Source organism: Ornithinibacillus contaminans, from assembly GCF_001038425.2.
GTDB classification, from domain to species: Bacteria; Bacillota; Bacilli; order Bacillales; family Amphibacillaceae; genus Ornithinibacillus; species Ornithinibacillus contaminans.
On the sequence record NZ_LDPV02000009.1, the window covers coordinates 36,434 to 62,907 of the forward strand.

A 26,474-nucleotide genomic window follows, 5' to 3' on the forward strand; every position below is an offset into this window, starting at 1 on the left:
TTATTCTACCGTTGGACGTGTGGCAACATTGGGTTGGGATTTGAAATGCTGGATATAATCAAGTGATTTTCCTGTACCAATTACAACACTATCTAATGGGTTATCTGTTACAAACACTGGCATTTTTGTCTCTTCACTAATGATGTGGTCTAAGTTACGAAGCAATGAGCCACCGCCAGACAACACAATTCCCCGGTCCATAATATCCGCTGCTAATTCAGGCGGTGTCTTCTCAAGTGTATTTTTAACCGCATCAATGATTGCAATTACGGTATCTCGAAGCGCATTTGCGATTTCTAACCCATTAATCGTAATAGTCTTTGGTAATCCAGTCAGTAAATCTCTTCCACGAATATCCATTGATTCCGCTTCTAAATTATCGCCACCCGCAGAACCAATTTCCATTTTAATTTGCTCTGCAGATCGTTCGCCAATCATTAGATTATAATTTTTTCGGATATATTGAGCAATTGCTTCATCCATATCATCGCCTGCAATTCGGATGGATTCACTTGTTACAATACCGCCTAGTGAAATAACCGCAACCTCAGTCGTTCCACCACCAATATCGACAATCATACTTCCAGTTGGCTCCCATACTGGTAATCCAGCACCAATCGCTGCTGCAAAAGGTTCCGCAATGGGAAACGCCTCTTTGGCACCAGCTTGCTTGGAAGCATCAATTACTGCACGTTCCTCGACCATTGTAATGCCGGACGGAACACAAATCATAACATTTGGTTTCTTGGCAAAAAACGAGCGATTCCGCATTGCACGTTTAATATAATATTTCATCATAACTGCAGTCGTATCATAATCCGCAATTACACCATCTTTCATTGGTCTAATGACAGAAATATTTCCAGGACTTCTACCGATCATATTTTTAGCAGAACTTCCAACCGCTTCAATTTCCCCTGTCTCAATATTTCTCGCTACTACGGATGGTTCTCGTACTACAACGCCTTTTCCTTTTATAAACACAAGTGTATTAGCCGTACCTAAATCAATACCTAAATCCTGAGTAAATCCAAAAATACCCAATACTATCTCCCTCTCCTATGTCATGTGGTTGTCTTTATCTGTAGCATGACTAACTTGCACGTTTTTATCCTACATGAACTTTCGTTAGCTATACGAACGAAGTCCATCTTGAAATTATGTTATGTATGGAAGGATAACTTCATTCCAATCCTAAGAAGCGCCACTTTCAATATCGTACGAAAATGGCGCTATTCAATCCATCTATTCAATTATACGAAAAAAAGTCAAAAATTGATAGTGCTATAAGTAGCCTTTTTCTTTTAAGGATACAAACTTACGGTCACCAATGACGAGATGATCTAGTAACTCTATGCCAATCATTTTCCCTGATTCGGCTAATCTTTTCGTAACATGAATGTCTTCTTGTGAAGGAGTGGGGTCGCCAGAAGGATGATTATGAGCAACAATGATAGAGGCGGCAGAGCGCTTGACAGCTTCCCGAAATACTTCTCTCGGGTGAACAATGGATGCATTAAGGCTCCCGATAAAGATGGTTTGCCGGTGGATAATTTGATTTTTCGTATTTAAAAATAAAGCAACGAAATGCTCTTGATTTAGATTTCTTAATTCTTCCATAATATAATCCGCACCATCCTCTGGAGATCGGATAACATATCGTTCATTTGGCCTGTATTCACTTAATCGTTTCCCTATTTCTAAAGCAGAAAGAATTAATACTCCTTTCGCACTACCTATTCCTTTAATGGCTGTTAGTTCTTCGATGGTTGCATCCTTCAATAGCTTCAAGCCTTCAAAATGCATCAATAATCGATTTGCTAATGTCATAACCGATTCCTCTTTTGTTCCACTACCTAATAGAATCGCTAGTAATTCTTGATTCGATAGATGACTTGCACCTAAATTTAGCAATCGCTCTCTAGGACGATCTTCTTTTGGAACATCCTTTATCATAATCGATGTCGTATCCATGGATTTATCCTCCCTACACTATGTTTTTCTTTAGCATAGTCGAGATAAACTTTTGATACAACTACATAAAATTGCAATTTACCCACTAGCACATATACTAAAATAATAAAAAGCAGTAATGAATTTTCATTTTCAACTACTGCTTATCAGAAAAAAAGTTATTTTTACGTATTCATCCGTTATTCTTGCAAATATGCTTCATATTCCTTCCACATTGCCAACCAGATATGCTGGAAATCTTGTTCTTGTGCCTCCATTAAATCTGCTTGCAAACCATCCAAATTCGTAATCAATGTTGCTAATTTATCAGAATCAGAAGGTGCACGTTCCAGTAATTGCTTCCAATCAGCCTCTAGGGATTCTACATGACTACTAGAAAGCGATTCTGTCCAGAGTTGTTGGAAAGAAGTTAACCAATCAAACTCCTCCTTAGAAATATCCACTTCTCCCTGTTCCACTCGCCATTCCTTCGCATAAACATCAATTCCTAATTCTTGTAGCTCACTCGCAATATGCAGGACGGCTTCTTTCGTAGAAGCAACTCCAACTAGTAGGAAAAATTGATTATCTTTCTCCCATATAATTGGTGTATACCCTGCATCAGTGAATTTTGCAGACTCTGATTCAGCATTTACTGAATCAGAAAACACACCACCCTGCAACACAAAGGCACTCATAGCTTCTAACGAAAAAGCATTTGTTGATGACTCAGGTTGACTTTCCCCATTTTCATTAGCGGTATCTCGTTCACCATTTGCAGGAATAATCATAGCATTAGAGCTCGTATTGTTATCAAAGTTTACCATTAGCTTCAACATCATGATTCCCATGATGGAACCAATCATAATGGCGGAAATAATTGCAATAATAATTGGTTTAAACATCGTTAGCTTTGCTTGTGTTTTCGTATTCGTATAATCCTGTTCATAGTCTCTAGCAAAGGTGTGAATCATCGTATCACTAGTTTCCTCTGCAGCAGCTACTTCACGGTGTGCAGTAATTTTCTCAGGGTTACTTGTATCGATTGCACTTCTATTGTAGGATGCCTTCTTTCCATCTATTCGGACAACGATTGGTTTTTTGATAGACATATTTTCTGTTCCCTCACTTTGCTAGCGTAATTTGTTTCACTCTAGCACATAATCTATGAAAAGTAAGGCGAATATTGTCTAACACAAAACACTTTATTTCAACATAAACTGCGATAAACTTTGAACGCTCAGCTACCGAATTATGTATTATATTCTTTTAGAAAAGCTCGCACCTCTCCAATAAAGTGTAAGGATCCTGCAACAAAATAGCAGTCCATATCGTCATGGTGCTGCAAGATAGCTGCAAGTGTCTTTCTCCAGTCTAACGATTCCTTCAGCTTTTCTGTGGATACCAACCTATTCAATTCCTCTGTATCCATCGCTCTTGGATGATCAAAGCTAGTTACCGTTATAGAATTAAAATAAGGCAACGCCAGTGCTAGCATCTTTTCTAATTCTTTATCACGAAAGCCTGCGAAAATAAGATGTTTCCTCGAATTATCGTATACATCGACTACCGTTTTAACAAATGCTTCCATTCCATGCGGGTTGTGTGCCCCATCTAAAATGATAGTAGGTGATTCATGTATTCTCTCAAACCTCCCGATTACTTGTGCAGTACGAATCCCAGCTAAAGCACGCTCCCAGCTGAATTGGAATCCATTCATTTCCATTAAAGTCAGTGCCATCACAGCAGTTGAAGCATTTTCGACTTGGTGCCTTCCTTGCATTTTTATGGCTATCTCCATTGCTCTTTCATTAAAACGCCAACGAAACATCTGACCATCCATAGTAGTACGGACATCCTTCGCCTCATAATGCTCATTAAGCTGATAGACAATCGAGTCTTTCTCCTGTGCTTCTTGCATGATAACCGGCAAACAGACTGGATTTATATTTCCTACCACTGTCGGTACATTAGCTTTTACAATCCCCGCTTTTTGATATGCGATTTTCTCTAATGTATCCCCTAAAAAATACGCGTGATCCATTGCAATATTTGTTATAATAGATAAAATAGGTTGGATACAATTAGTTGTATCTTCTCGACCACCCATGCCAGCTTCAATTAATGCAATATCAACTGTATCACGGAAATACATAAAAGCAATCACCGTTATTATTTCAAATTCGGTGGGATGCATGTGGTTTTCATCTAGCTGTGTAATAACCGGAATTAATTGATTAAACAAGGCTAAAAAAGCTTCCTCACTAATTGGTTCGTTATTCAGCCAAATATGGCCAGTTAATCCCGTTAAACTAGGAGAAGTAAAAACACCAACCCGCAAGTCATTTGCAATAAGAGCTTGTTTTAAAAAGGTAAGTGTGGAGCCTTTTCCATTCGTCCCAGCAATATGAATCGTTTTACATTTCGTTTCCGGATTATGTTGTGAAGCTAGTAATTGATTCATTCGCTCTAATCCAGGTTTTATCCCTAGATTGCTACGGCGTTTAAAATAATCCTCTACTTGTTTGATACTTTGCAACATATATATCATCACCATCTTTTAACAAACTATTAGAAATTAGTATAGCATATACAGAAAGGAAATCATCAATTGGAGAAATACGGATGGATTATCTATAATGGCAATCTACCAGGAACAAAGTTTCTAGATTTTGCCTCAATGTTACAGGTAGCTGCTCAAGCGTTGGGCTCACAAACAACCATTGTAAAAAACAATGACGTCCTAGCTAATTTTATCAATGGAGAATTGCGAGTGATTACCGATCACGTTCTACCTGACTATGTTGTGTTTACAGATAAAGATATCTATTTAGCAAAGCAGTTAGAGCTATTAGGTATACCAGTTTTCAATACCGCACACGTCATTGAAACAAGCGATGACAAAATTGCAACCTATCAAGTGCTAGCCAAGCATCAGTTACCGATACCAGAAACAATTGTTTCACCTAAGGTATTTTATCATCGCGAGGAAAAAAAACTACCAGATCTGGATGCTATTATTGCTAGATTAGGGCTTCCAATGATTATAAAAGAAGCGTTTGGATCATTTGGCGAACAAGTTTACCTCGTATCCACTAAAGAAGAATTACTAGAAAAAGTAACAGCATTGTACGGGAAGCCTTTTATGTTCCAACAATTTATTGCTACAAGTGAAGGAAAAGATTTACGGCTACAGGTCGTTGGCGATCAGGTCGTTGCTGCGATGAAACGAACAGCAGCTAATGACTTTCGGGCAAATGTTACAGCCGGTGGTACAATGGAAGCCTATGAGCCAGCTGAACATGTAAAAAAACTAGCCATTGCAGCAGCTAAAGCTATTGGTGCAGACTTCTGTGGCGTTGATTTATTGTTCGGCCCTGATGGTAGCTTTTTAATTTGTGAAATAAACTCGAATGCGCATATTCGCAATCTATACGATTGTACAGGGGTCAACGCAGCGGACGCAATTATCAACCATATCTTAACAACACTTGCAAAGAGGGATTCTAATGAAATATAGTGGTTGGTTAATATATAGTAAGCGTGATGCACATGAGAACCAAGCCTACATAAGCTGGTTTATAGAGGAAGCAGCTAAACAAGCTATTCAATTAACATTAATTCTCCGTGAACAGCTTCATGTGGGAATTATTCACCACAAACACAGCTTGTTATACGAGCAGAAACTGACAAAGCTGCCTGATTTTGCCGTTATTCGTACCATTGAGCCATTACTAAGCTACCAGCTTGAGCAATTAGGTATCAACGTATTTAACAATTCAAGCGTAGCGGAAATCTGTAATCATAAAGGAAGAACTTATTTTGAAGTAGCCAAACTTGGAATTCCAATGGTAGATACGCTTTTTATAAAGCAGGAGAACTTACCAAGCACAATCCCAATACCTCTCCCATTCGTAATCAAAGAAGTAGCTGGTAGAGGTGGGAAGCAAGTCTACTATGTCGAGTGTGTAGAACAGTGGGATGCTTTCATAAAACAGCCTACGCCAGGTGAATATGTCATACAGTCAACCGATGTACAGTTAGGAAAGGATTTACGTGTTTTCGTAGTCGGAAACAGAATTGTTGGAGCGGTTTTACGTGAAAGTAATCAAGACTTTCGTGCAAATTATACATTAGGTGGTTCTGCTAAGCTGTATGAGTTGAGTCATGAGGAACAACAGCTCATCCATAAAATAATTCAGCATTTTGATTTTGGCATGGTTGGAATCGACTTTTTAATTGGACATGAAGGTCAGCTACTATTTAATGAAATTGAAGATGTTGTTGGATCAAGAACACTAAGTGCTGTTAGTAATGTAAATATTTTAGCAGACTATATAACCCATATTGTTGAAAAGCTAGAAAGGGATTCATGAGTTTTATTTACCTCATGAATCCCCTATTTATTACTAGCCTTTTAACTCTTCTAAACGTGCCTTAACCTTAGCCTGCTTATCCAAGTAGTCTTTCTGCTTACTCTTTTCTTCTTCTACTACTGCTTCAGGAGCTTTTGCGATAAAGCCTTGATTCGAAAGTTTCTTCTCAACGCGTTCTACTTCGTTCGTCCATTTATCAAGTTCTTTTTCCAAACGAGCGATTTCTTTATCAAAATCAATTAGCCCTTCTAATGGTAAGAAGATTTCCGCACCAGTAACCACAGCGGTCATCGCCTTCTCCGGCGCAGTGAGATTTGTTGCAATTACTAATTCGCTTGGGTTACAGAACCGTTCGATATAACCGCGATTCGCTTCAAGCTCCTTGGCAATTGTTTCATCGCTTGCTTGAATTAATAAGCTAACCTGCTTCGACATTGGTGTGTCCACCTCCGCACGAATGTTACGAACAGCTTTGATGATTGAAACAAGACGTTTCATCTCCTCCGCTGCTTGTTCATCGTGGAAGTCCGTACGTACCGATGGCCACGCTGCAACTGTGATGGACTCCCCTTGATGTGGTAGCTTTTGCCAAATCTCTTCGGTGATGAATGGCATGTACGGATGCAATAAGCGCATCGTCTGATCAAGTACATAAGCTAACACAGAACGAGTTGTTTTCTTCGCTGCATCATCTTCCCCATATAACGGAAGCTTAGCCATCTCAATATACCAGTCACATAGTTCATCCCAGATGAAATTGTGTAGGTGGCGACCCGCCTCACCAAACTCATATTTCGTTGTATTTCTCGTTACTTGCTCAATCGTTTCATTTAATCTTGTTAATATCCACTTATCGGCTAATGAAAGCTCGCCAGTTAGATCAATATCTTCATAAGTGAATCCTTCCATATTCATAAGCGAAAAGCGTGATGCATTCCATATTTTATTAGCGAAGTTCCAAGTTGATTCTACCTTTTCCCAGTAGAAACGCATATCCTGACCTGGTGATGAACCAGTTAACAAGAAATAACGCAGGGAATCGGCACCATACTTATCAATTACATCCATTGGATCGACACCATTACCAAGTGACTTACTAAATTTACGGCCTTGTTCATCACGAATTAAGCCATGTAGTAAAACATCCTTGAACGGGCGCTGTCCGGTAAACTCCTTGGATTGGAAAATCATTCGAGCAACCCAGAAGAAAATAATATCATAACCCGTTATTAATACATCCGTTGGGAAATAACGTTTCAGATCTTCTGATTCTTCATTCGGCCAACCTAAAGTTGAAAATGGCCATAGTGCACTAGAAAACCAAGTATCCAGTACATCTTCATCCTGCTCCCAGTTCTCGATGTCGCTTGGAGCTTCTTTTCCTACATAGAGTTCATTTGTTTCTTTATGATACCATGCAGGAATTCGGTGACCCCACCATAGCTGACGACTTATACACCAATCGCGAATGTTTTCCATCCAATTGAAGTATGTTTGTTCGAATCGCTTCGGAACGAAATTAATGCGCTCGTCAGTATGTTGCATGGCTAATGCCTCATCAGCCAATGGTTGCATTTTTACAAACCATTGTGTTGATAAATACGGTTCAACAACTGCACCGCTACGCTCCGAGTGGCCAACTTGATGTACATGCTCTTCGATTTTGAATAATACACCCATATCTTGAAGGTCGTTTACGATTTGCTTACGGCATTCAAAGCGATCCATGCCTTCATATTTCCCAGCATTATCATTCATCGTACCATCTTCGTTCATAACGAGAATACGCGCTAAGTTATGGCGATTTCCAATTTCAAAATCATTAGGGTCATGTGCCGGCGTAATCTTTACAGCTCCAGATCCGAACTCACGGTCAACATAATCATCAGCGACAATCGGAATTTCACGACCTGTGATTGGTAATACAACTGTCTTCCCAACTAAATGGCCATAGCGCTCATCTTTCGGATGTACCGCAACAGCAGTATCACCAAGCATCGTCTCTGGACGAGTTGTCGCAATTTCGATTGTTTCATCACTGTCTTTTATCGGATATTTCATATGATAAAAGTTCCCACTTACTTCCTTATAAATAACTTCAATATCCGATAATGCTGTTTTTGTCTGTGGATCCCAGTTAATGATGTATTCGCCACGATAAATAAGTCCTTTTTCATATAACGAAACAAACACTTCTTTAACTGCATCCGAAAGTCCTTCGTCCAACGTAAAGCGCTCGCGAGAATAGTCTAGGCCTAACCCTAATTTCTCCCACTGTGAACGAATGAAGTCAGCATATTCTTCCTTCCAATCCCATGATTTTTCAAGGAATTTTTCTCGACCTAATTCATAACGGTTCGTACCTTCTTCTTTTAACCGTGCTTCAACCTTTGCTTGCGTTGCAATGCCGGCATGGTCCATTCCAGGTAACCATAATACGTCATAGCCCTGCATTCGCTTCATACGAGAAATCGTATCCTGCATTGTCGTATCCCATGCATGACCAAGATGTAGTCTTCCAGTTACATTTGGTGGTGGGATAACAATTGAGAATGGCTCCTTTTCTGGATCTCCTGTGGCTTCAAAATATTTACCGTCTAACCAAAACTTATAGCGATCCTTCTCTACTGCCTGGGGATCATACTTTGGTGGTAATGTAGTAGTATCTTTTTCCTGCATACGATCAACCTCCTCTAAAATATAAAAAAAGCCCTCTTCATCCTAAATAAAGGACGAAAAGGGCATTATTTCCGTGGTACCACCTTTGTTTACAAATATAAAAAAATATTTGTACACTCATTGCTTGATAACGGCTGTAAACCGGCAAACTCCTACTAATCGTTCAGAGCTACTGCATTAAGGGCGACCTTCCAAAACGCTCACCTAGAAAACTCTCACCAACCGTTTCCCTCTCTTGTTAGGCAACTATTCTGTACTCTTCCCTATCACTTGCTTCTTAGTATTTAGTTTATTATTTTTATATTTTAGCCAATTTCCTTTATAAAAGCAACTATTAATTGAATCATTGCACAAAACACCTAGTCTTATACATATAGTATTAGAAACATACGAATGCGTGATAAAAATAGATTAGAGGTGATCATTATGGCACGGTATTATCGCTATCGTTTACCACCATGGGCGAGGAAATGCTTATATATTGCCGAATCCGTTACATTACCACTCTTGATTTTCCAATTAATACGTACGATTATTTTTCCGACTACATTTGATGTATTACTAACATTATGCTTTGCTTTTCTGTTTATTTCATTTTATCTTAAATGGATTTAGCGTTCGCTTTCACTTTCATCAAATGAAACGAATTCAAATTCAGATTCCACATACTGAGAAAAACGTATACCAAATAAAAGCTTACGATGCTCTCGTTGGACATCGATTACATGCTCCATTCGATTAGTGTCCCGTTGCTCGGTATTCATAATCGAATGAATGTACACTGACGGATCTAATAAATAGATAGCAAGTAAATTAAGCTCATGGTTCCCAAGCTTATTCTCTTCTAAATAAAACTTAAATTTTTCAATTAAAACTTCTGTAGGGGTATCATACCAAGCTGCACTATCCCTAAGGAAACACGACAAATCAACGATCGGATGTTGAAAAATAGCATTTTCCCAATTAATAACATATGTTTGATCATGTTGCAGTACATGCTCACGTGTTAAATTACCGTGACAAAGGGACACTCTCCAATCATTTGTTTCCGTTAACTGCTCCAAATAGCTTTCCAAGCGTTGATCAAGCAAATAAAATACTTGAACCAAATCGCGATATTGCGTACAAACTAACAACTCTACCGGTTCCATATAATGCTTCTGTTCATAGCGCTCTACCTGTCGCAGTAAATTTTTTCGCGTATCACCCATCCGTTGTTTGTACACAAGAAAATTTTCTCGTATTTGTTCATGATTCTCCGTTGAAATGCGCTGTGGTTGTTTCGTTTTTGCGTGTACGTAACCTAAGCTTTGAAAAAACGTTTCATACGAAAAGGAGCGGTTATCTGATTCAATCCAAGGTGTTACATAATAGTAATCACCACCCTCTTCAGTAAAAAGCTGCCCCTTTTGATTTAAATATACAGGAAGAATTGGCAATAGATTTAGTGCTTGTGCTGTTCGATAAGTCGATAACCATTTCGTTATCGTTTTTTCAGTTAGCCCACTTTTCTTTACGGAATATAGTTGTTTATTGCCTTTAACACGATACAATTGTTCGGTAACTCGATTAATTTCAGCTGGGAAAATATGATAGGCTTCCAAGACTTTTCGGAGATTTTCCATTTACGTTCACCACCAGAATATGGATTGCAATAATATACCCCTTGGCAAAGTGACAAGGGGTTCAAAACTTCTTTTATTCGCAGGTCGTCACTAGCTACTACATTAAATTACTAATAGCTAGCAAATGCGAGGTGCTACGATTACTTTTTTACAGGAATGTAGAGTAATTGTCCTTTTGTAAGATCATCATCCTCTAATTGATTTTGGTTGCGAATTTGTAATGTTGAGGTTTCATATTGTTCTGCCAATGTTTCAAGCGTATCTCTTTCTTGCACAATACGAACCTTAAGCTTGGTGTATTGCTCCTCCCCACCTTGAAAGATATCCGCTAAATACGTTAAATCTGCATCTTCTTTCCTATCCTTACTTTCCGATAGACTAAAATCTTCATCGTCTTCAACGAAGCTAGATGACTCAAAATTTTCTTCTTCGACTAATTCCTCTACTGCTGGTTCTTTAGGCTTTTTGAAAAATGCATCGAAGGTCTGTGATTGCTGCATGAATTTCCAGCGTTCACTTTCCGTCTCTTCCACCTGCTCTTCTACCGGAAAGCTTGGCAGTGCTGCTTCAGGCTCCTCTATATAGGGAGAAGATTCTTCACTATTTTTTACTTCAAATTCAAATGAATCGTCTGAACCTCTGGTAAACGCCTCTTGCTGCTCGCTAGTTACGGATCCTGATTCCGCTTGATCCTCCACCTGATTATTAATCCCATAAATTTCAATCGTAGAACGTAAATACAAGTGATTAGACTCTGGTAGTTCATAATCAAATTCAGAAATCGAAACTGTTACCTCATCTACATCATTCACACGATAGGATGGTACGGTTATTTCGACAGGAAAGCGATGCATAAATTCTGCCCCGCCATATTGTGTATCCGTGACCCGTTCCATATACCGCTTTGACTCATAGCCATCTACATAAGAATTATCAGCCTCTAGATCGCCTAGTGTTTGTGCCTTTTGATACGAGCCTTGTAATTCCACTACACCTCTTATGGATATATAATCGTTAAATTCTTGGATTGAAATCTCTGGATCAAGCGAGATTCCCATAATCTCTGCGACTTCTTGCCCTTTCTCAAAATAAAGTGACTCATTTAAATCGAAACGAAATACAGATTGTTCGTTTGACAAGTAGCTTCCTCCCTTCAACACATACATACCATATGCTCTTATCTCTTAATTATCTATATGAGCTATCGAAGAAGGATATGCTTCCAGGAGGAAAACTACCACCGAGAAATTTCAAGTGAATAGCCAGTTTTAGTCTTTAACAAAAGCAAAAGGCTACTCCAAAACGGAATAGCCTTCTTTACTAGTTAGCAAGTTTAGCAAAAGCTTTTCTTGCTGCTTCTATTGTTTTTTCAATATCTTCTTCTGTATGTGCGGTAGATAGGAATAGCCCTTCAAACTGAGAAGGAGGTAAAAATATGCCTTCCTCCGCCATTGTTCGGTAATACTGCTTAAAGTGCTCTAGATTGGAAGCTGCGGCAGTAGCAAAATTCACAACAGGTTCTTCTGCAAAGAAGATACCTACCATTGACCCTGCACGATTAATTTGAAGTGGAATACCGTATTCATTTGCAGCTTGTTGATACCCTTCCACTAAACGATCTACTTTCTTGTTAATTTCATCATAAGAAGCATCTGTTAGCGCATGTAATGTCTCATAACCTGCCGTCATCGCTAGAGGATTACCAGAAAGCGTGCCTGCTTGATAAATTGGTCCTTGTGGTGCTACTTGTTCCATAATCTCACGCTTACCACCATAAGCACCAACAGGTAGACCACCACCAATAACCTTACCTAAGCATGTTAAGTCTGGTGTGATTCCATAATAGCCTTGTGCACAGTGATACCCTACACGGAATCCAGTCATAACCTCATCGAAAATTAGTAATGAGCCATGTTCTTCGGTAATTTTTCTAAGGAATGGCAGGAAATCATTTACCGGTGGTACAACACCCATATTCCCACAAACAGGTTCGGCAATTACAGCTGCAATATTATCACCATACTTTTCAAAAGCGGTGCGAACACCCTCTTGATCATTATAAGCAACGGTAATCGTATTTTGGGCAATTGCCTTAGGGACCCCTGGGCTATCAGGTAAGCCTAATGTAGCAACACCTGACCCCGCTTTAATTAATAGGGAATCACCATGTCCGTGGTAGCTTCCTTCAAATTTCAGGATTAAGTCTTTTCCAGTATAACCTCGCGCTAGGCGTAACGCACTCATGGTCGCCTCTGTTCCGGAATTTACCATACGGACTACTTCTATCGAAGGAACACGTTCAATTACTAGTTTTGCTAGCTTGTTTTCTAATAGCGTAGGCGCTCCGAAGCTCGTCCCATTTTCGATAACCTCGTGTAGTTTGTTAACAACACGTTCATCGGCATGACCTAAAATTAACGGTCCCCAGCTTAACACATAGTCAATGTATTCATTCCCATCAATATCGCGAATCTTTGAACCTTTTCCACTTTCCATGAAAATTGGATCCATTCCTACCGCTTTAAACGCTCTAACTGGAGAATTTACCCCACCAGGCATTAAATCAACTGCTTCTTTATATGCATCAATTGATTGTTGATAACTTTTCATTCAAGTACACCTCACTTTTTAATGACTTTCTTGTAACCAAACAGCAACATCTTTTGCAAAGTACGTAATGATTAAGTCTGCTCCTGCACGCTTCATCGATGTTAGCTTCTCTAGCACGAGCTCTTTTTCATTAATCCAGCCATTAAGAGCTGCCGCTTTTACCATGGAATATTCCCCACTCACATTATAAGCAACAACGGGTAGATTGAAGTTATTGCGAACATCGCGAACAATATCTAAGTATGATAAAGCAGGTTTAACGATTAAAAAGTCTGCACCTTCTGCAACATCTGATTCTGCTTCTCGAAGTGCTTCTAAGCGATTAGCTGGATCCATTTGATAGGTTTTACGATCACCAAATTGTGGTGTACTATCAGCTGCATCACGGAATGGGCCATAGAATGCAGACGAATATTTAACCGCATACGACATAATTGGAATATTCGTGAAGCCTGCCTCATCAAGCGCATGACGAATTACTGTTACAAATCCATCCATCATATTAGATGGTGCAATAATGTCGGCACCAGCTTCAGCTTGAGCAACAGCCGTTTTTGCTAATAGTTTTAATGATTCATCATTGTCCACATCGTGATTATGAATAACACCACAGTGACCGTGTGACGTATACTCACAAAGACATGTATCTGCCACCACCAATAGTTCAGGATATTCTTGTTTAATTAACCGTGTTGCCTCCTGTACTATACCTGTTTCAATAAAAGCACCAGAACCGATTTCGTCCTTCTCATTTGGAACGCCAAATAAAATAACTGATTTAATACCAAGATCAACAACTTCTTTTACTTCTTCCACTAAACGATCTAATGTTACCTGAAAGACACCAGGCATGGAAGGCACTTCATTTTTTATGTTATTCCCTTCTAGTACAAACATCGGATAAATGAAATCCTCCACACGTAGATGGTTTTCTCTTACCATTGCTCGCATTGAAGCCGAAGAGCGTAAGCGACGATGACGTTTAAAATCAAAATTCGTTTCCATTTCTATCAGTTCCTCTCTCCATTAGTTATCTGGCACATGATGGTAACCATACCATCGACCGTATAGTCTTGTGGTATGATCGTATTGGTGAAACCAAGCTCCTTGGCTTGATCTTCTGTTGTTCTTCCGATACAAACGAACGTCGTATCATGAGATACATTGATATTTCCTGTCTTCATTCGATTAAATGCCTCGACTGACGAAGGACTTGTAAAGGTAATAAAGTCCAGTTTTGTAGTTCGTAAGACTTCATTTAAGGTTGTTCTGTTTTTATCATTATCTTTCGTCTCATAAACAACCAGTTTCTGATACGGAATAACAGCTTCCGTTAATCCATCCGAAATTTCCTTTCTGGAACGATTACCCTGGATTAATAAGACATGACCGATCTCGTTATCCAATGCTAAAAATTCTTTCACAAGGGTTCGACCATCAAATACAGATGGTACAAAATCAGCACGATGACCAAATTGTTCTAGTGCCTCAGCAGTTTTACTTCCAACAGCAGCAAAACGTACATTTTTAAGTTCTTCCATTTGCTCGGTAACGAACCGGAAAAAGCATTCTACACCGTTCACACTCGAAAAAAAGATCCAATTAAAAGTGTGAAGCTGTTTCATGATGTCTTCGTTTTCTGCCGAATTCACACATGTGATTTTTAGCAAAGGTACTTCTATTGCCTGACCGCCTAACTGATTAACTTTTTCAGAAAAGGACTTGGCAAGATGTTGTTCCCTTGTAATCAGAACCTTCTTCCCTGCTAATGGAAGTTCCATTACTTTTCTAGCTCCTCTTTAACTTGTTCCACAATTTCTTTTGCACCTTGTTGCAATAACTTTTCAGCCGCTAATCGACCAACCGCAACTGGATCCGTACCACGAACAACCTCTTTAATAATTGTTTTACCATCCGGTGTTCCAACAAGAGCCGTTAGGACTACTTCATCATTTTCTAGTTGCGCAAAACCACCAATTGGTATTTGACAACCACCCTCTAATAAATGTAAATAGGTACGTTCTGCTGTAACTGTTTTTGTGGTATAGGCATGATTAATCGTAGCGAGTAACTCACGAACCTCTTCATCATCCTCACGACATTCAATGGCTAAAGCACCTTGTCCAACTGCTGGAACACACACTTCAGGCTCTAAGTATTCTGTAATTAGATCTTCACTAAGACCAACCCGTTTTAAGCCAGACACTGCTAAAATAATCGCATCATACGCTTCTTCCTCTAGCTTACGAATTCGCGTTTCAATATTTCCGCGAATCCATTTAATTTCAATGTCAGGTCTAACAGCAAGTAGTTGAGCAGCACGACGCAAGCTACTGGTACCAACAATTGAGTTTTCTGGCAAGTCTTGAAGCATAAGCTTATCTTTTGAAATTAATGCATCACGATGATCTTCCCTAACCGGAATAGAGGAAATAACCAGCCCTTCAGGAAGCTCAGCAGGCATATCCTTCATACTATGTACAGCAAAGTCAATTTCTTGATCATATAGAGCTTGTTCAATTTCTTTTACAAATAATCCCTTTCCACCAACTTTTGATAATGTCACATCAAGAATTCTGTCTCCCTTTGTGACTATCTTTTTCACTTCAAATTCATGCTTTACTCCCGCTTTTTTTAATTCATTAATAACCCAGTTCGTTTGGGTGAGTGCAAGATTACTTTGTCTAGAACCAACGATGATTTTCCGCATCTGTTTTTGTCCTCCTTATGTTTTACAGGATATGAAATTTCGAAAACGCACTAAATAAAAAGAAATTACTTAGTAAGATTAGAAATGCAGCATAGTTATATAGTGCCAACGTTTTTCCTGAATAACGTCTTTGCATGCGTAATAACAGATATCCACTATACACTAGTAATACTAAAATAGAACCTATTGTTTTCAAATCAAACCAGTATACTTCTTGTTTGTCTGTATATGCCCAAACAAAGCCTAAAATTATACCAGTTAACAATAATGGGATGCCGATTGTAATGACCCGGAATGTAAGATATTCTAACCGTTCCAGATCCCCAAATCTCCAAATCCATTTTAATGCTTTTTTCTCTTTTAAGAAACGATATTGCATCCTATACATAATAGAGAACAAGCAAGCGATTGTAAAAAAACCATAGGAAATAATTGCTAACACTATATGAATAAGTAAGATTTCATTGACTAATTGGATACCATCCTGCTGCATTGAAGTGCGTGCTAAAAACGCGAGATGCATTAATACAATGAAAAAGCTAAATACATTAATAAAAAATACGATGAAACGAACGTCAAACAACCGATTCATGGCAATGGAAAAGGTCACTAATACCCATGCATATACAAAAAGACTATCTGCCATGGTTGCAATCGGAATTTGTTTATCGATTATCACCTGTTGAAACAAAAAAAAGGTTTGCATTAGCCAAACCATACAAAGTAACCAGAAGGCAATACGATTCGCCTTCCGGTTTTGCTGTACGAAATCAATAAAATACCCGATTAGACTTAAAATGTAGGTAATGACAATGCCCTCATAAATCCAATGAACATCTCCCATGCTACAAATCTCTCTTCTCTACTAATTCGTAACGATTTTTTCTAAAAGTGGTTGTATTCCTTGTCCTTGATTAACGAGAAGGTGTTCATTTTTTTTCGCCTGTTTTTCAAACTCTTCTCTTACCTCGTTTTCAATCCCAAAGATATCCACAAATAATTGTAGTGCTTCTTCAGCTTTATTCGATCCAGCAAGCTCCTTCGCCTGTGTGATGGGTTCTTTTAATAGCTGATTAATAATACTTTTTGTATGCTTGTTTAGCACCTTTTTCTCTCGATCAGTTAAGTCAGGCATCTTTCGCTCTATACTTTCCATAGTATCTTGTTGTATGGTAAGCGCCTTTTGGCGTAACGCAGAAATTACTGGTACTACACCAAGTGTTTTTAGCCATTCTTTAAACGTGATGATTTCCTGTTCAAGTAATATTTCAATTTCCTCAGCAGCCTTCTTACGCGCTTCTAAATTCTCATCAACAATATGTTGTAAATCATCTATATCGTAAAGGAACACGTTATCCAATTGGCCGATTGCTGGGTCAAGGTCTCTTGGTACAGCGATATCAACTAGGAATAATGATTTATCCTTCCGCTTGTTTTGAATTGGTTCAAGCATTTCTTTCGTGAGCACATAGGCATCTGATCCAGTGGAGCTGATCAAGATATCTGTAGTTTCAAGCACTTCTTCTAATGCATCTAACTGGACGGCTTTTGCACCAAACTTATCTGCTAACGATTTAGCTTTTTCAAGTGTACGATTTACAACTGTTAATTGTGTTGCGCCCGATCCTTGAATATTTTTTACTGCAAGCTCTCCCATTTTTCCTGCACCTAGAATGACAACATGCTTTTGATCAAGGCTACCAAATATCTTTTTGGAAAGCTCTACCGCTGCATAGCTAACCGATACCGCATTTTCTCCGATAGCGGTTTCTCGTTGCGCCTTTTTAGCGAAGGTAATCGCCTGCTTAAATAGTTCATTAAAAATAGTACCTGTCGCATTAATTTCCTGGGAGGTCAGAAATGCTTGTTTCACCTGACCGAGAATTTGCGTCTCACCAAGCACCATAGAATCTAGTCCTGAAGAAACACGAAATAAATGTTCTAAAGCTCCATCATCTTCCGTAATTCTAAGATAAGAAGAAAATTCATCTTTATCAATATCAAACCATTCGGCTAGAAATTGTTTTATATAATAACGGCCAGTATGTGCTTGATCAACAACCGCATAAATTTCCGTACGGTTACATGTGGATACAATTACATTTTCTAATATACTTTTTCGTCGCTTTAGTTCTAGCATTGCATCCTGAAGAGAGTGTTCGGAGAAAGTTAGCTTTTCTCGAATTTCGACAGGAGCTGTTTTATAGTTTAATCCAACTTTAAGAATGTGCACCGTAATCTCTCCTCCAACGATCCAGAGGTTCAAAAATAAATTGAACGTAATATTGTCGTATTCCACCAATCATTATACCATAGTTAAATAAGCACTTTTTATCGTTTTGTGAACAGTTTTTGAAAACAATATGATATGATAATCATTATAAAGTAGAATACAGATGTACTCTAACACACTGCACCAAGAGAAGCAAGGAATCCATTCGTGGGTGTGATTTAGTATTTATCTTGTATAAAAGTGAGGTAATTTCATGAAAAACAAAAATTCCTTTACCGCTTATTTATTAATTGGTATTGGACTATACTTTCTCTTTCGCCAGCTAAAGCTACCCATTTTCACGGACTTTTATTCCTGGCCAACATTACTTATTATTATAGGCTTAGCGCTCGTAATATATAGCTTTCAAACAAAAGATTATCAGCAATTATTCAGCGGCACCATTATCCTTGGGCTTGGTATCCATTTTCACGGCATACAGCACTATGTCTTCTGGATTGATCATTGGGCGATGTACCCGTTAATTATTGGGATTGCTTTTCTCGTACGATATTTCAAAACAAAACAAGGACTCGTGCCTGGGTTAATTCTTATCGGATTATCAAGCATTCTTATCTTTTCCATTAATATTCCCACATGGTTTGATTGGATATACGATATTATAGATTTCATTGCTATTTATTGGCCGGTTGTTCTGATTGGAATCGGTATTTATTTCCTGAAAAAGAAAAAATAAGAGTCTGTGACATAAGCAAAAAACACCTTATGTCACAGGCTCTTATTGGTTTTATAAATATTTACTTAGTATTCCCCATGCTTGGTCTTTTCCTTCTCCTGTTTCAGAAGAGAATGGTAGCACCAAGTCACCTTGCTCCATTTGTAATGTTTCCACGGTGCGCTTGACATGCTTTCCACGCTTACCTTTAGGGATTTTATCCAATTTCGTTGCCACGACAACAACCGGAAGATCAAAATGCTTTAAAAAATCATACATTTGAATATCATCTCTTGTTGGCTCGTGACGGATATCTGTAATGAGGAAGACTGCTTTTAATGTATCTCTTGTTTCAAAATATTCCTCCATCATTTTGCCCCATTTTTCTCGCTCCGTTTTAGAAACCTTCGCATAGCCGTAACCAGGTACATCGACAAAGTAAAACGCATCATTAATCCGGTAAAAATTTAATGTTTGTGTTTTTCCTGGCTTCGACGATGTACGTGCTAGGTTTTTACGATTGATTAATTTATTTATAAACGAAGATTTTCCAACGTTAGATCGTCCAGCTAACGCAATTTCAGGCAATTGGTCATTCGGATATTGCTTTTGACTTACGGCACTTATTACAATTTCAGCGTTTGTTACTTTCATGTTTCTCCTCCACTAGGGCATGTTCCAACACTTGGTCAAGATGATGAACCGGAATGAATGTAAGCTCCTCGCGTATACTCTCTGGAATATCATCCAAATCCTTTTCGTTATCTTCCGGGAAAATGATCGTCGTAATTCCCGCACGATGTGCACTTAATGATTTCTCTTTCAATCCACCAATTGGAAGGACTCGCCCTCTTAACGTTATTTCTCCAGTCATTGCTACTTCTTTCTTTACAGCTCGATTAGCCAATGCCGATACGAGCGCTGTTGCCATAGTTATCCCTGCTGAAGGTCCGTCCTTAGGGGTTGCACCTTCTGGAACATGGATATGAATATCATATTTCTCATAGAAATCTGGATCGATTCCTAATTCTTTAGCCCTTGATCGAATATAGCTAAATGCTGCCTGGGCAGATTCCCGCATTACTTCCCCTAACTTACCTGTTAGTGTTAGTTTACCTTTTCCGGGATAATGGGATACCTCAATCGATAGTGTATCGCCACCGGCTGTTGTATAGGCAAGCCCTGTCGCTGCACCAATCTGGTTTTCCTTTTCCATTTGCCCAAAACGGAAAATCGGCTTACCGAGTAGGTCTTCCAAGCTCTTTTCTGTCACTACGACCCGTTTTTTCTCTGCTGCAACAATTAACTTTGCTGCCTTCCGACAAATTTTCGCAATTTGCCTTTCAAGTGTTCGGACACCAGCTTCTCTTGTGTACATTCGAATGACTTTCAGTAAAGCTTCATCCTTGAGTTGTAAATTCCCTTTTTTTAATCCATTTTCTTTCAACTGTTTTGGTACTAGATGTTCTTTGGCAATATGTAATTTCTCATGCTCTGTATAGCCAGATAGAGAAATTAACTCCATACGGTCTAATAATGGGCCCGGTATATTGTTCACATAATTTGCCGTCGCAACAAACAGAACATTGGATAAATCATAGGTTTCTTCAATAAAATGATCACTAAAGTTACTGTTTTGTTCTGGATCAAGCACCTCTAACATCGCAGAAGACGGGTCTCCACGAAAATCATTGGACATTTTATCTATTTCATCAAGTAAAAATACCGGATTAATCGTTTTTGCCTTACGCATTCCTTGAATAATTCGACCAGGCATTGCACCGATATACGTTCTACGATGACCACGAATTTCCGCCTCGTCACGAACTCCACCTAAGGAAATACGGACAAAGTTTCTATTTACAGATTTAGCAATTGATTTTGCCAGTGATGTTTTCCCAACACCGGGTGGTCCAACAAGACATAGAATGGGCCCTTTTATTGAGTTGGTTAACTTTTGTACTGCTAAATACTCTAATATCCGTTCCTTTACCTTATCCAAGCCATAATGGTCTTTATCTAAAATATTCTTTGCATGGTTGATATCAATTGTATCTTGTGATTTTTCTGTCCATGGCAGGGAAAGTATCCATTCAATATAATTACGAATCACGGAACTCTCAGCAGAAGACTGTGGCACTTTTTCATATCGTCCTAGTTCCTTGAGTGCTACTTCCATCATCCGTTCAGGCATTCCTGACTTCTCAATTTTCTCACGCAAATCACTAACTTCTCCAGTTTTTCCCTCTTTATCGCCAAGCTCCTTTTGAATAGCTTTAAGCTGTTCACGAAGGTAATATTCTTTCTGGGTTTTTTCCATCGAAGATTTCACACGCTGACCAATTTTCTTCTCTAAATCTAATACTTTTTTCTCATTAGAAATTAAATTGGTTAGATGCTGAAGTCTTTCCTGAGTGTTTACGATTTCCAATAAATCTTGTTTATCCTTTATTTTTAAAGAAAGATGGGATGTAATGATGTCTGCCAGTCTACCTGGTTCTTCAATATCAGCCACCGAAGAGAGTGTCTCTGGTGTGACCTTTCGCGAAATCTTAACATATTGTTCAAATTGCTTTAACAGATTACGCATTAAGGCTTCTTCTTCTAGCCGCTCACCAGCTACCTCTTCTAATGCTTCTACCTCAACGAAAAACTCATCATCCTCGTCAATAAAACGGATAATTTCACCACGGTATAAGCCCTCCACAAGCACTCGGAAGGTTCCATTAGGTAATTTTAACATTTGGTTAATTTTTGCCAATGTACCAACGCGATAAATTTCGTCTGTTTTAGGATCATCAATACTCACCTTTTTTTGTGCGGCAAGAAAAATAGTTTGATCACCAACCATCGCTTTCTCCAAGGCAGCAACTGATTTATCTCTACCTACATCAAGGTGTAGCACCATCGTAGGAAATACTAACAAACCACGTAATGGGAGGAGGGGAATTTGTTTAATTTCATTTGTCATCGTAACTGAACCTCCATCTAGATATTTAATAAGAAAAGCATACGACACCAACTCAGCAACCGTATTGACAAGGTTAGTATTCATTTAGCAAAACTCGCATTCGGCAGTTGTGCTCGTTTTTCCAATGCCGGTCTAGAATGATGTTATACTTTTCTATCGCGTTAAAAAATCACTATGTAGATAATGATAAAGTTTATAGAAATATAACTAGTTTGTAAAATAATATCTTCTTTATCTTTATCCGTTTTCGTTCGTATAAATCACTTTTCGTTACTCGTAGTTTACCCGTTGTCAACTAACTAATTCTACTATTCCAGTTCTACCTGTACAGCATGTAAAAAAGGCTACCTAAGTAAGGTCCCTTCAGCAATTACTTACCTCTGAAGGAACTACATACCTAGCCAGCCTACTCTTCACTGTTTATTGGATTATTAGGCACTTTCCTTAGGAAGCTTTTGAATTTCTTCAGAAACTGTACCATCATTGAAGTATAGCTTCGGACTTCCGTTTTCGTTGACAACAGTATCTTTGGTGATAACACATTTCTCGATGTCCTCACGAGATGGAAGTTCAAACATTACTTCAAGCATGATTGTCTCGATAATTGATCGTAAGCCACGAGCACCTGTTTTTCGTTCGATTGCTTTTTTGGCAATTTCCACTAGAGCATCATCTTCAAATTCGAGCGTAACATTATCCATTTGGAATAATTTCTCATATTGTTTAACTAGCGCATTCTTTGGCTTCGTTAAAATTTCGACTAATGCATCTTCATCTAGTGGCTCAAGACTACCGATTACCGGAAGTCTTCCAATAAATTCTGGAATTAATCCATAGCGATGTAAGTCTTCTGGTAAAACCTTTGATAATAATTGACCTTTATCTAATTCTTCTTGCTTCTCATTAGCACCAAAGCCAATTACTTTTTTCCCAAGTCTACGTTTAATGACTTGTTCGATACCATCAAATGCTCCACCACAGATGAATAGGATATTTGTTGTATCGATTTGAATGAATTCCTGATGTGGGTGCTTTCGTCCACCTTGAGGCGGTACACTTGCAACTGTCCCTTCAAGAATTTTCAATAGTGCTTGTTGCACACCTTCTCCAGATACATCTCTTGTAATCGAAGGATTCTCTGATTTACGTGCAACCTTGTCTATTTCGTCAATATAAATGATCCCTTTTTCTGCTTTTTCAATATCATAATCTGCAGCTTGAATTAATTTTAACAGAATGTTTTCTACGTCTTCCCCAACATAACCAGCTTCGGTTAATGATGTTGCATCAGCCATCGCAAATGGAACATTTAAAATACGAGCTAGGGTTTGTGCTAGTAATGTTTTACCACTACCTGTTGGTCCGATCATGGCAATATTACTTTTAGACAGCTCAACATCTTCTGTGCTTTTTGGAGAGTTGATTCGTTTGTAATGGTTGTATACTGCTACCGATAAGTTTTTCTTTGCTTTTTCTTGACCAATTACATAATCATCAAGAATTTCACAAATTTCCTTCGGCTTTGGAATTTCTTTAAATTCCAGTTCCTCTTCAGTACCAAGTTCTTCTTCTACAATTTCAGCACATAATTCAACACACTCATCACATATATAAACGCCAGGACCAGCAACTAATTTGCGTACTTGCTCTTGGCCTTTTCCACAAAATGAACATTTTAGCTGCCCTTTTTCTTCATTAAATTTAAACATTACCTTTTCACCCCTAAAGTTTCGCTAAACACATGAAAAAACATAACAGTTATAATAAATATCATATCAGAACCGTTTTAGAAAACAAAACAATATACTTTTTCAGTTGATATGACTTGTTATGGTGACCGATTAGGATCTCTCTTCATATGCTTCATTCTGTTGATATTTTATGCACAACTCATTCTATGGATCAATTTTAGTATATGCCACTTCACCACATAAAATTGATCAATATTCTGATGATAAGTCTTTGTTACCTATCATACTAAATATTAAATAAAAATACTAAAAATAACCCTTATCTAGGGTGAAAAAAACAAGGCACGAATTCCGCACCTTGTTTTTTTATTGTATATTGCCTCGTTTTATAACGTATTATGCAACTGTTTTGCTATTGTCTACTAAGAAGTCAATTGCTTTACGGAACAATAAATCTTCCTTGATTGCATCTGTATTGCCACCAAGCATTTGCTTTAATTGTTCTGTATCTGTTCCATACATAGTAGCCATGCTTTCAAGCTCAGCAGTAACATCTTCATCCGTTACTTCTAAGTTTTCAGCTTTCACGATAGCTTCTAGTGTTAGGTTTGTTTTAACACGTTTTGCAGCATCTTCACGCATTTGCTCTTTTAAAGCAGCCTCATCTTGGCCAGAGAATTGATAGTAAAGATCTAGCGTCATACCTTGCATTTGAAGACGTTGTTCAAATTCACGCATCATACGATCAAGCTCAGTTTCAACCATTACATCAGGGATTTCAACTTCCGCATTATCAGATGCTTTGTTAATTAGATCTTCACGCTTAGCATTATCTGCGCTTTGTTTCTTTTCAGCTTCAAGCTGTTCTTTTTTCTTGTTTTTTAATTCAGCAAGTGTTTCCACTTCGTCATCTACATCTTTCGCAAATTCATCATCAAGCTCAGGAAGCTCTTTTGATTTTACTTCATGAATTGTTACTTTAAAAGTAGCTTCTTTTCCAGCTAAATCCTCTGCATGATAATCTTCAGGGAATGTTACTTGAATTTCTGTTTCTACTCCAACTTCTTTCCCAACAAGTTGCTCTTCAAAACCTGGAATAAATTGACCAGAGCCAATTTCAAGTGAATGATTTTCACCTTTTCCACCTTCAAAAGCTTCACCGTCTAAGAAACCTTCAAAGTCCATTACAACAGTATCGCCATCGACAACAGCGCCTTCTTCTTTTACGACTAATTCAGCGTGACGATCTCTTAATTGCTGTAATTCATTATCAACATCTTCGTCTGTTACAGTAGTATCTAACACTTCTACCTCTAGACCTTTGTATTCACCAAGCTTAACTTCTGGCTTAACTGTTACATTAGCCGTAAAGATAAGTGTTTTACCTTTTTCAATTTCTTCGATATCCACATTTGGTTGATCGATTGGCTCAATACCAGTTTCATCGATCGCCTTCACATAAGCATCTGGTAAAACGATATCCACTGCATCTTGGTATAATGCCTCAATTCCAAAGCGCTTTTCAAAAATCGGACGAGGTATTTTCCCTTTACGGAAACCTGGAATTTGCATTGTTTTTACAACTTTATTGAAGGCTTTATCTAAAGCAGCATCGAATTCCTCTGCTGAAACTTCAAATGTTAATACTCCTTCATTTCCTTCTTTTAATTCCCATTTTGCTGACATATAATTCCCTCCATAAATCTATTATTTCCATTAACTACTTAAATTCATTAATTAGATTTCAATTTGTGCCTAAATGATTCTATCTATCGTATTTCTCAAATTTGCAACCATCTTATTATACCATAATTGCTTACGACTTCAAGCGATAAGCGAAATGTTTCCGCTTATTCATCAATGATAGATAAGTATAGTTGTTCCGCATTTAGAATATCCTCCAAGTAGCTCTCCACTTCATTATTGATTGAAGGCTGTTCTTCTTCGGATTGAATAAATAATTGATTACTGAGCTGTTGTAATCCCTCAGCTATTAATGCTGCATCAATATCAGGTGGCAGGATCGGATAATGAATATAAAAATAACGATATAACAGCTGTTCTAAAAATTGATATAATGTTGGATTCTCTTGTTCTAGCCCGCTTAAATATTGGAGAATCGTTAAATAAGTAGGGTGCTTTTTAATTTCCACTATCTCTGCCGGATTAATATGAAGCTGCTTCCCTAATTTATGTACATCAACTAGATTCGAATAGTTAGTCTCTTGAAGCCATAGAAATATTGCTGTTTTTATCACTGGATGCACATCATGCTTTTTCAATAATGAAATCGCCTGTTTATCTGGTTCTTTTTTCATTGTACGTAATTGAACCAGCAGTTGCCATTGTTTATTATGATTAGCTTCTGCAACAGCATCCATTAAATCATCGGTATACTTTGAAGACTTTTCCTCTGCTATATCGAAATCCATCTTCTCACTCATATCATATAGCTGATGAAATTGCTCCCTCAAGACTAACGGCAATTCATCCGATTCGAGCTCTTCTTCTATCAATTCCATTAACAAACGATATTTGTTCGTCTGAAACAGAATAGTTAAATACATATGTAAATAATGATAGTAATGCACATCTTCTTTATTGCGAATGATTTCAGCACACGTATCTTCTGCTTCCTGATAACGACCTAATTCCATTAAACACATCAATTTCCCAATGATAATCTCATGATTTGACACATTGTAATGGAGTAAGGCTTCCAACTTCTCTAGCGCTTCTTCATATCGCTTGTCTTGCAATGCCTTTAAACTTTCATCCTTAAGTGACATTTCCCATTTCGGAAAAAGGACGACATTTTCGTTTCCATCCCGCATGACTTCCCTCCTTTTCCTTTTAGTTTAAACGATTATAAGCGGTTAGATACATTTATTTATCCTAACAAAAAAGAAAC

The 26,474-nt window shown here is 38.2% G+C and carries 22 protein-coding genes and 1 other annotated feature; of the genes, 4 read left to right on the forward strand and 18 right to left on the reverse strand.

Annotated elements, in window-relative coordinates:
• From JF53_RS00930 to JF53_RS00945, 4 genes are all read right to left on the reverse strand, one after another.
• On the reverse strand, positions 1–1,044 hold the full coding sequence (locus JF53_RS00930) for a rod shape-determining protein (protein ID WP_047981702.1): 1,044 nt from the start codon (positions 1,042–1,044) through the stop codon (positions 1–3).
• Positions 1,045–1,284: 240 nt separating this feature from the next.
• Complete coding sequence (gene radC, locus JF53_RS00935; protein ID WP_047981701.1) at positions 1,285–1,974, reverse strand: RadC family protein; 690 nt, start codon at positions 1,972–1,974, stop codon at positions 1,285–1,287.
• Between the two features lie 179 nt (positions 1,975–2,153).
• Complete coding sequence (locus JF53_RS00940; RefSeq protein WP_047981700.1) at positions 2,154–3,065, reverse strand: SPOR domain-containing protein; 912 nt, start codon at positions 3,063–3,065, stop codon at positions 2,154–2,156.
• Positions 3,066–3,205: 140 nt separating this feature from the next.
• Complete coding sequence (locus JF53_RS00945; RefSeq protein ID WP_047981699.1) at positions 3,206–4,495, reverse strand: bifunctional folylpolyglutamate synthase/dihydrofolate synthase; 1,290 nt, start codon at positions 4,493–4,495, stop codon at positions 3,206–3,208.
• 69 nt (positions 4,496–4,564) lie between these two features.
• On the opposite strand from JF53_RS00945, the gene JF53_RS00950 reads away from it, so the two are divergent.
• Entirely contained in the window at positions 4,565–5,473 is a 909-nt protein-coding gene (locus tag JF53_RS00950) for an ATP-grasp domain-containing protein (RefSeq protein WP_047981698.1), read from the forward strand.
• A complete protein-coding gene (locus JF53_RS00955) occupies positions 5,463–6,329 on the forward strand; it encodes an ATP-grasp domain-containing protein (protein ID WP_047981697.1) in 867 nt (288 codons plus the stop codon). Before JF53_RS00950 ends, JF53_RS00955 begins: the two co-directional genes overlap by 11 nt.
• 33 nt (positions 6,330–6,362) lie before the next feature.
• Here the strand turns inward: JF53_RS00955 and JF53_RS00960 are convergent, their stop codons facing one another.
• Entirely contained in the window at positions 6,363–9,008 is a 2,646-nt protein-coding gene (locus JF53_RS00960) for a valine--tRNA ligase (protein WP_047981696.1), read from the reverse strand.
• Positions 9,009–9,054: 46 nt separating this feature from the next.
• Positions 9,055–9,287, reverse strand: a binding site (T-box leader).
• A gap of 147 nt (positions 9,288–9,434) precedes the next feature.
• Between JF53_RS00960 and JF53_RS00965 the strand changes: the two genes are divergently transcribed.
• A complete protein-coding gene (locus JF53_RS00965; RefSeq protein ID WP_047981695.1) occupies positions 9,435–9,623 on the forward strand; it encodes a hypothetical protein in 189 nt (62 codons plus the stop codon).
• Here the strand turns inward: JF53_RS00965 and JF53_RS00970 are convergent.
• From JF53_RS00970 to hemA, 8 genes are all read right to left on the reverse strand, one after another.
• On the reverse strand, positions 9,620–10,633 hold the full coding sequence (locus tag JF53_RS00970; RefSeq protein ID WP_047981694.1) for a phosphotransferase: 1,014 nt from the start codon (positions 10,631–10,633) through the stop codon (positions 9,620–9,622). The genes JF53_RS00965 and JF53_RS00970 overlap by 4 nt on opposite strands.
• 140 nt (positions 10,634–10,773) lie before the next feature.
• Positions 10,774–11,772: a stage VI sporulation protein D gene (gene spoVID / locus JF53_RS00975; protein ID WP_047981693.1), complete on the reverse strand. Its 999-nt coding sequence runs from the start codon at positions 11,770–11,772 to the stop codon at positions 10,774–10,776.
• 181 nt (positions 11,773–11,953) lie between these two features.
• Positions 11,954–13,243: a glutamate-1-semialdehyde 2,1-aminomutase gene (gene hemL / locus JF53_RS00980; protein ID WP_047981692.1), complete on the reverse strand. Its 1,290-nt coding sequence runs from the start codon at positions 13,241–13,243 to the stop codon at positions 11,954–11,956.
• A gap of 18 nt (positions 13,244–13,261) precedes the next feature.
• On the reverse strand, positions 13,262–14,248 hold the full coding sequence (gene hemB / locus JF53_RS00985; RefSeq protein ID WP_047981691.1) for a porphobilinogen synthase: 987 nt from the start codon (positions 14,246–14,248) through the stop codon (positions 13,262–13,264).
• Between the two features lie 5 nt (positions 14,249–14,253).
• On the reverse strand, positions 14,254–15,024 hold the full coding sequence (locus JF53_RS00990; RefSeq protein WP_047981690.1) for a uroporphyrinogen-III synthase: 771 nt from the start codon (positions 15,022–15,024) through the stop codon (positions 14,254–14,256).
• Positions 15,024–15,953, reverse strand: coding sequence for a hydroxymethylbilane synthase (gene hemC / locus JF53_RS00995; RefSeq protein WP_047981689.1), 930 nt, complete (start codon positions 15,951–15,953; stop codon positions 15,024–15,026). Before hemC ends, JF53_RS00990 begins: the two co-directional genes overlap by 1 nt.
• A 22-nt stretch (positions 15,954–15,975) precedes the next feature.
• Positions 15,976–16,797: a cytochrome C assembly family protein gene (locus JF53_RS01000; protein ID WP_047981688.1), complete on the reverse strand. Its 822-nt coding sequence runs from the start codon at positions 16,795–16,797 to the stop codon at positions 15,976–15,978.
• Between the two features lie 21 nt (positions 16,798–16,818).
• Positions 16,819–18,186 (reverse strand): glutamyl-tRNA reductase, encoded by a 1,368-nt coding sequence (gene hemA / locus JF53_RS01005; protein WP_047981687.1) that lies wholly within the window; start codon positions 18,184–18,186, stop codon positions 16,819–16,821.
• A gap of 253 nt (positions 18,187–18,439) precedes the next feature.
• Between hemA and JF53_RS01010 the strand changes: the two genes are divergently transcribed.
• Positions 18,440–18,922, forward strand: coding sequence for a LiaI-LiaF-like domain-containing protein (locus tag JF53_RS01010; RefSeq protein ID WP_047981686.1), 483 nt, complete (start codon positions 18,440–18,442; stop codon positions 18,920–18,922).
• 51 nt (positions 18,923–18,973) lie between these two features.
• On the opposite strand, the gene yihA is transcribed toward JF53_RS01010, so the two are convergent.
• From yihA to JF53_RS01035, 5 genes are all read right to left on the reverse strand, one after another.
• Positions 18,974–19,555 (reverse strand): ribosome biogenesis GTP-binding protein YihA/YsxC, encoded by a 582-nt coding sequence (gene yihA, locus JF53_RS01015; RefSeq protein ID WP_047981685.1) that lies wholly within the window; start codon positions 19,553–19,555, stop codon positions 18,974–18,976.
• Complete coding sequence (gene lon / locus JF53_RS01020) at positions 19,536–21,872, reverse strand: endopeptidase La (RefSeq protein ID WP_047981684.1); 2,337 nt, start codon at positions 21,870–21,872, stop codon at positions 19,536–19,538. The genes yihA and lon overlap by 20 nt, the downstream gene beginning before the upstream one ends.
• A 431-nt stretch (positions 21,873–22,303) precedes the next feature.
• Positions 22,304–23,581: an ATP-dependent protease ATP-binding subunit ClpX gene (clpX, locus tag JF53_RS01025; RefSeq protein WP_047981683.1), complete on the reverse strand. Its 1,278-nt coding sequence runs from the start codon at positions 23,579–23,581 to the stop codon at positions 22,304–22,306.
• 378 nt (positions 23,582–23,959) lie between these two features.
• On the reverse strand, positions 23,960–25,249 hold the full coding sequence (gene tig, locus JF53_RS01030) for a trigger factor (protein WP_047981682.1): 1,290 nt from the start codon (positions 25,247–25,249) through the stop codon (positions 23,960–23,962).
• A gap of 164 nt (positions 25,250–25,413) precedes the next feature.
• The gene (locus tag JF53_RS01035; RefSeq protein WP_047981681.1) at positions 25,414–26,397 is read right to left on the reverse strand and encodes a tetratricopeptide repeat protein; all 984 of its coding nucleotides are present in this window, start codon (positions 26,395–26,397) and stop codon (positions 25,414–25,416) included.
• Positions 26,398–26,474: the final 77 nt, after the last annotated feature.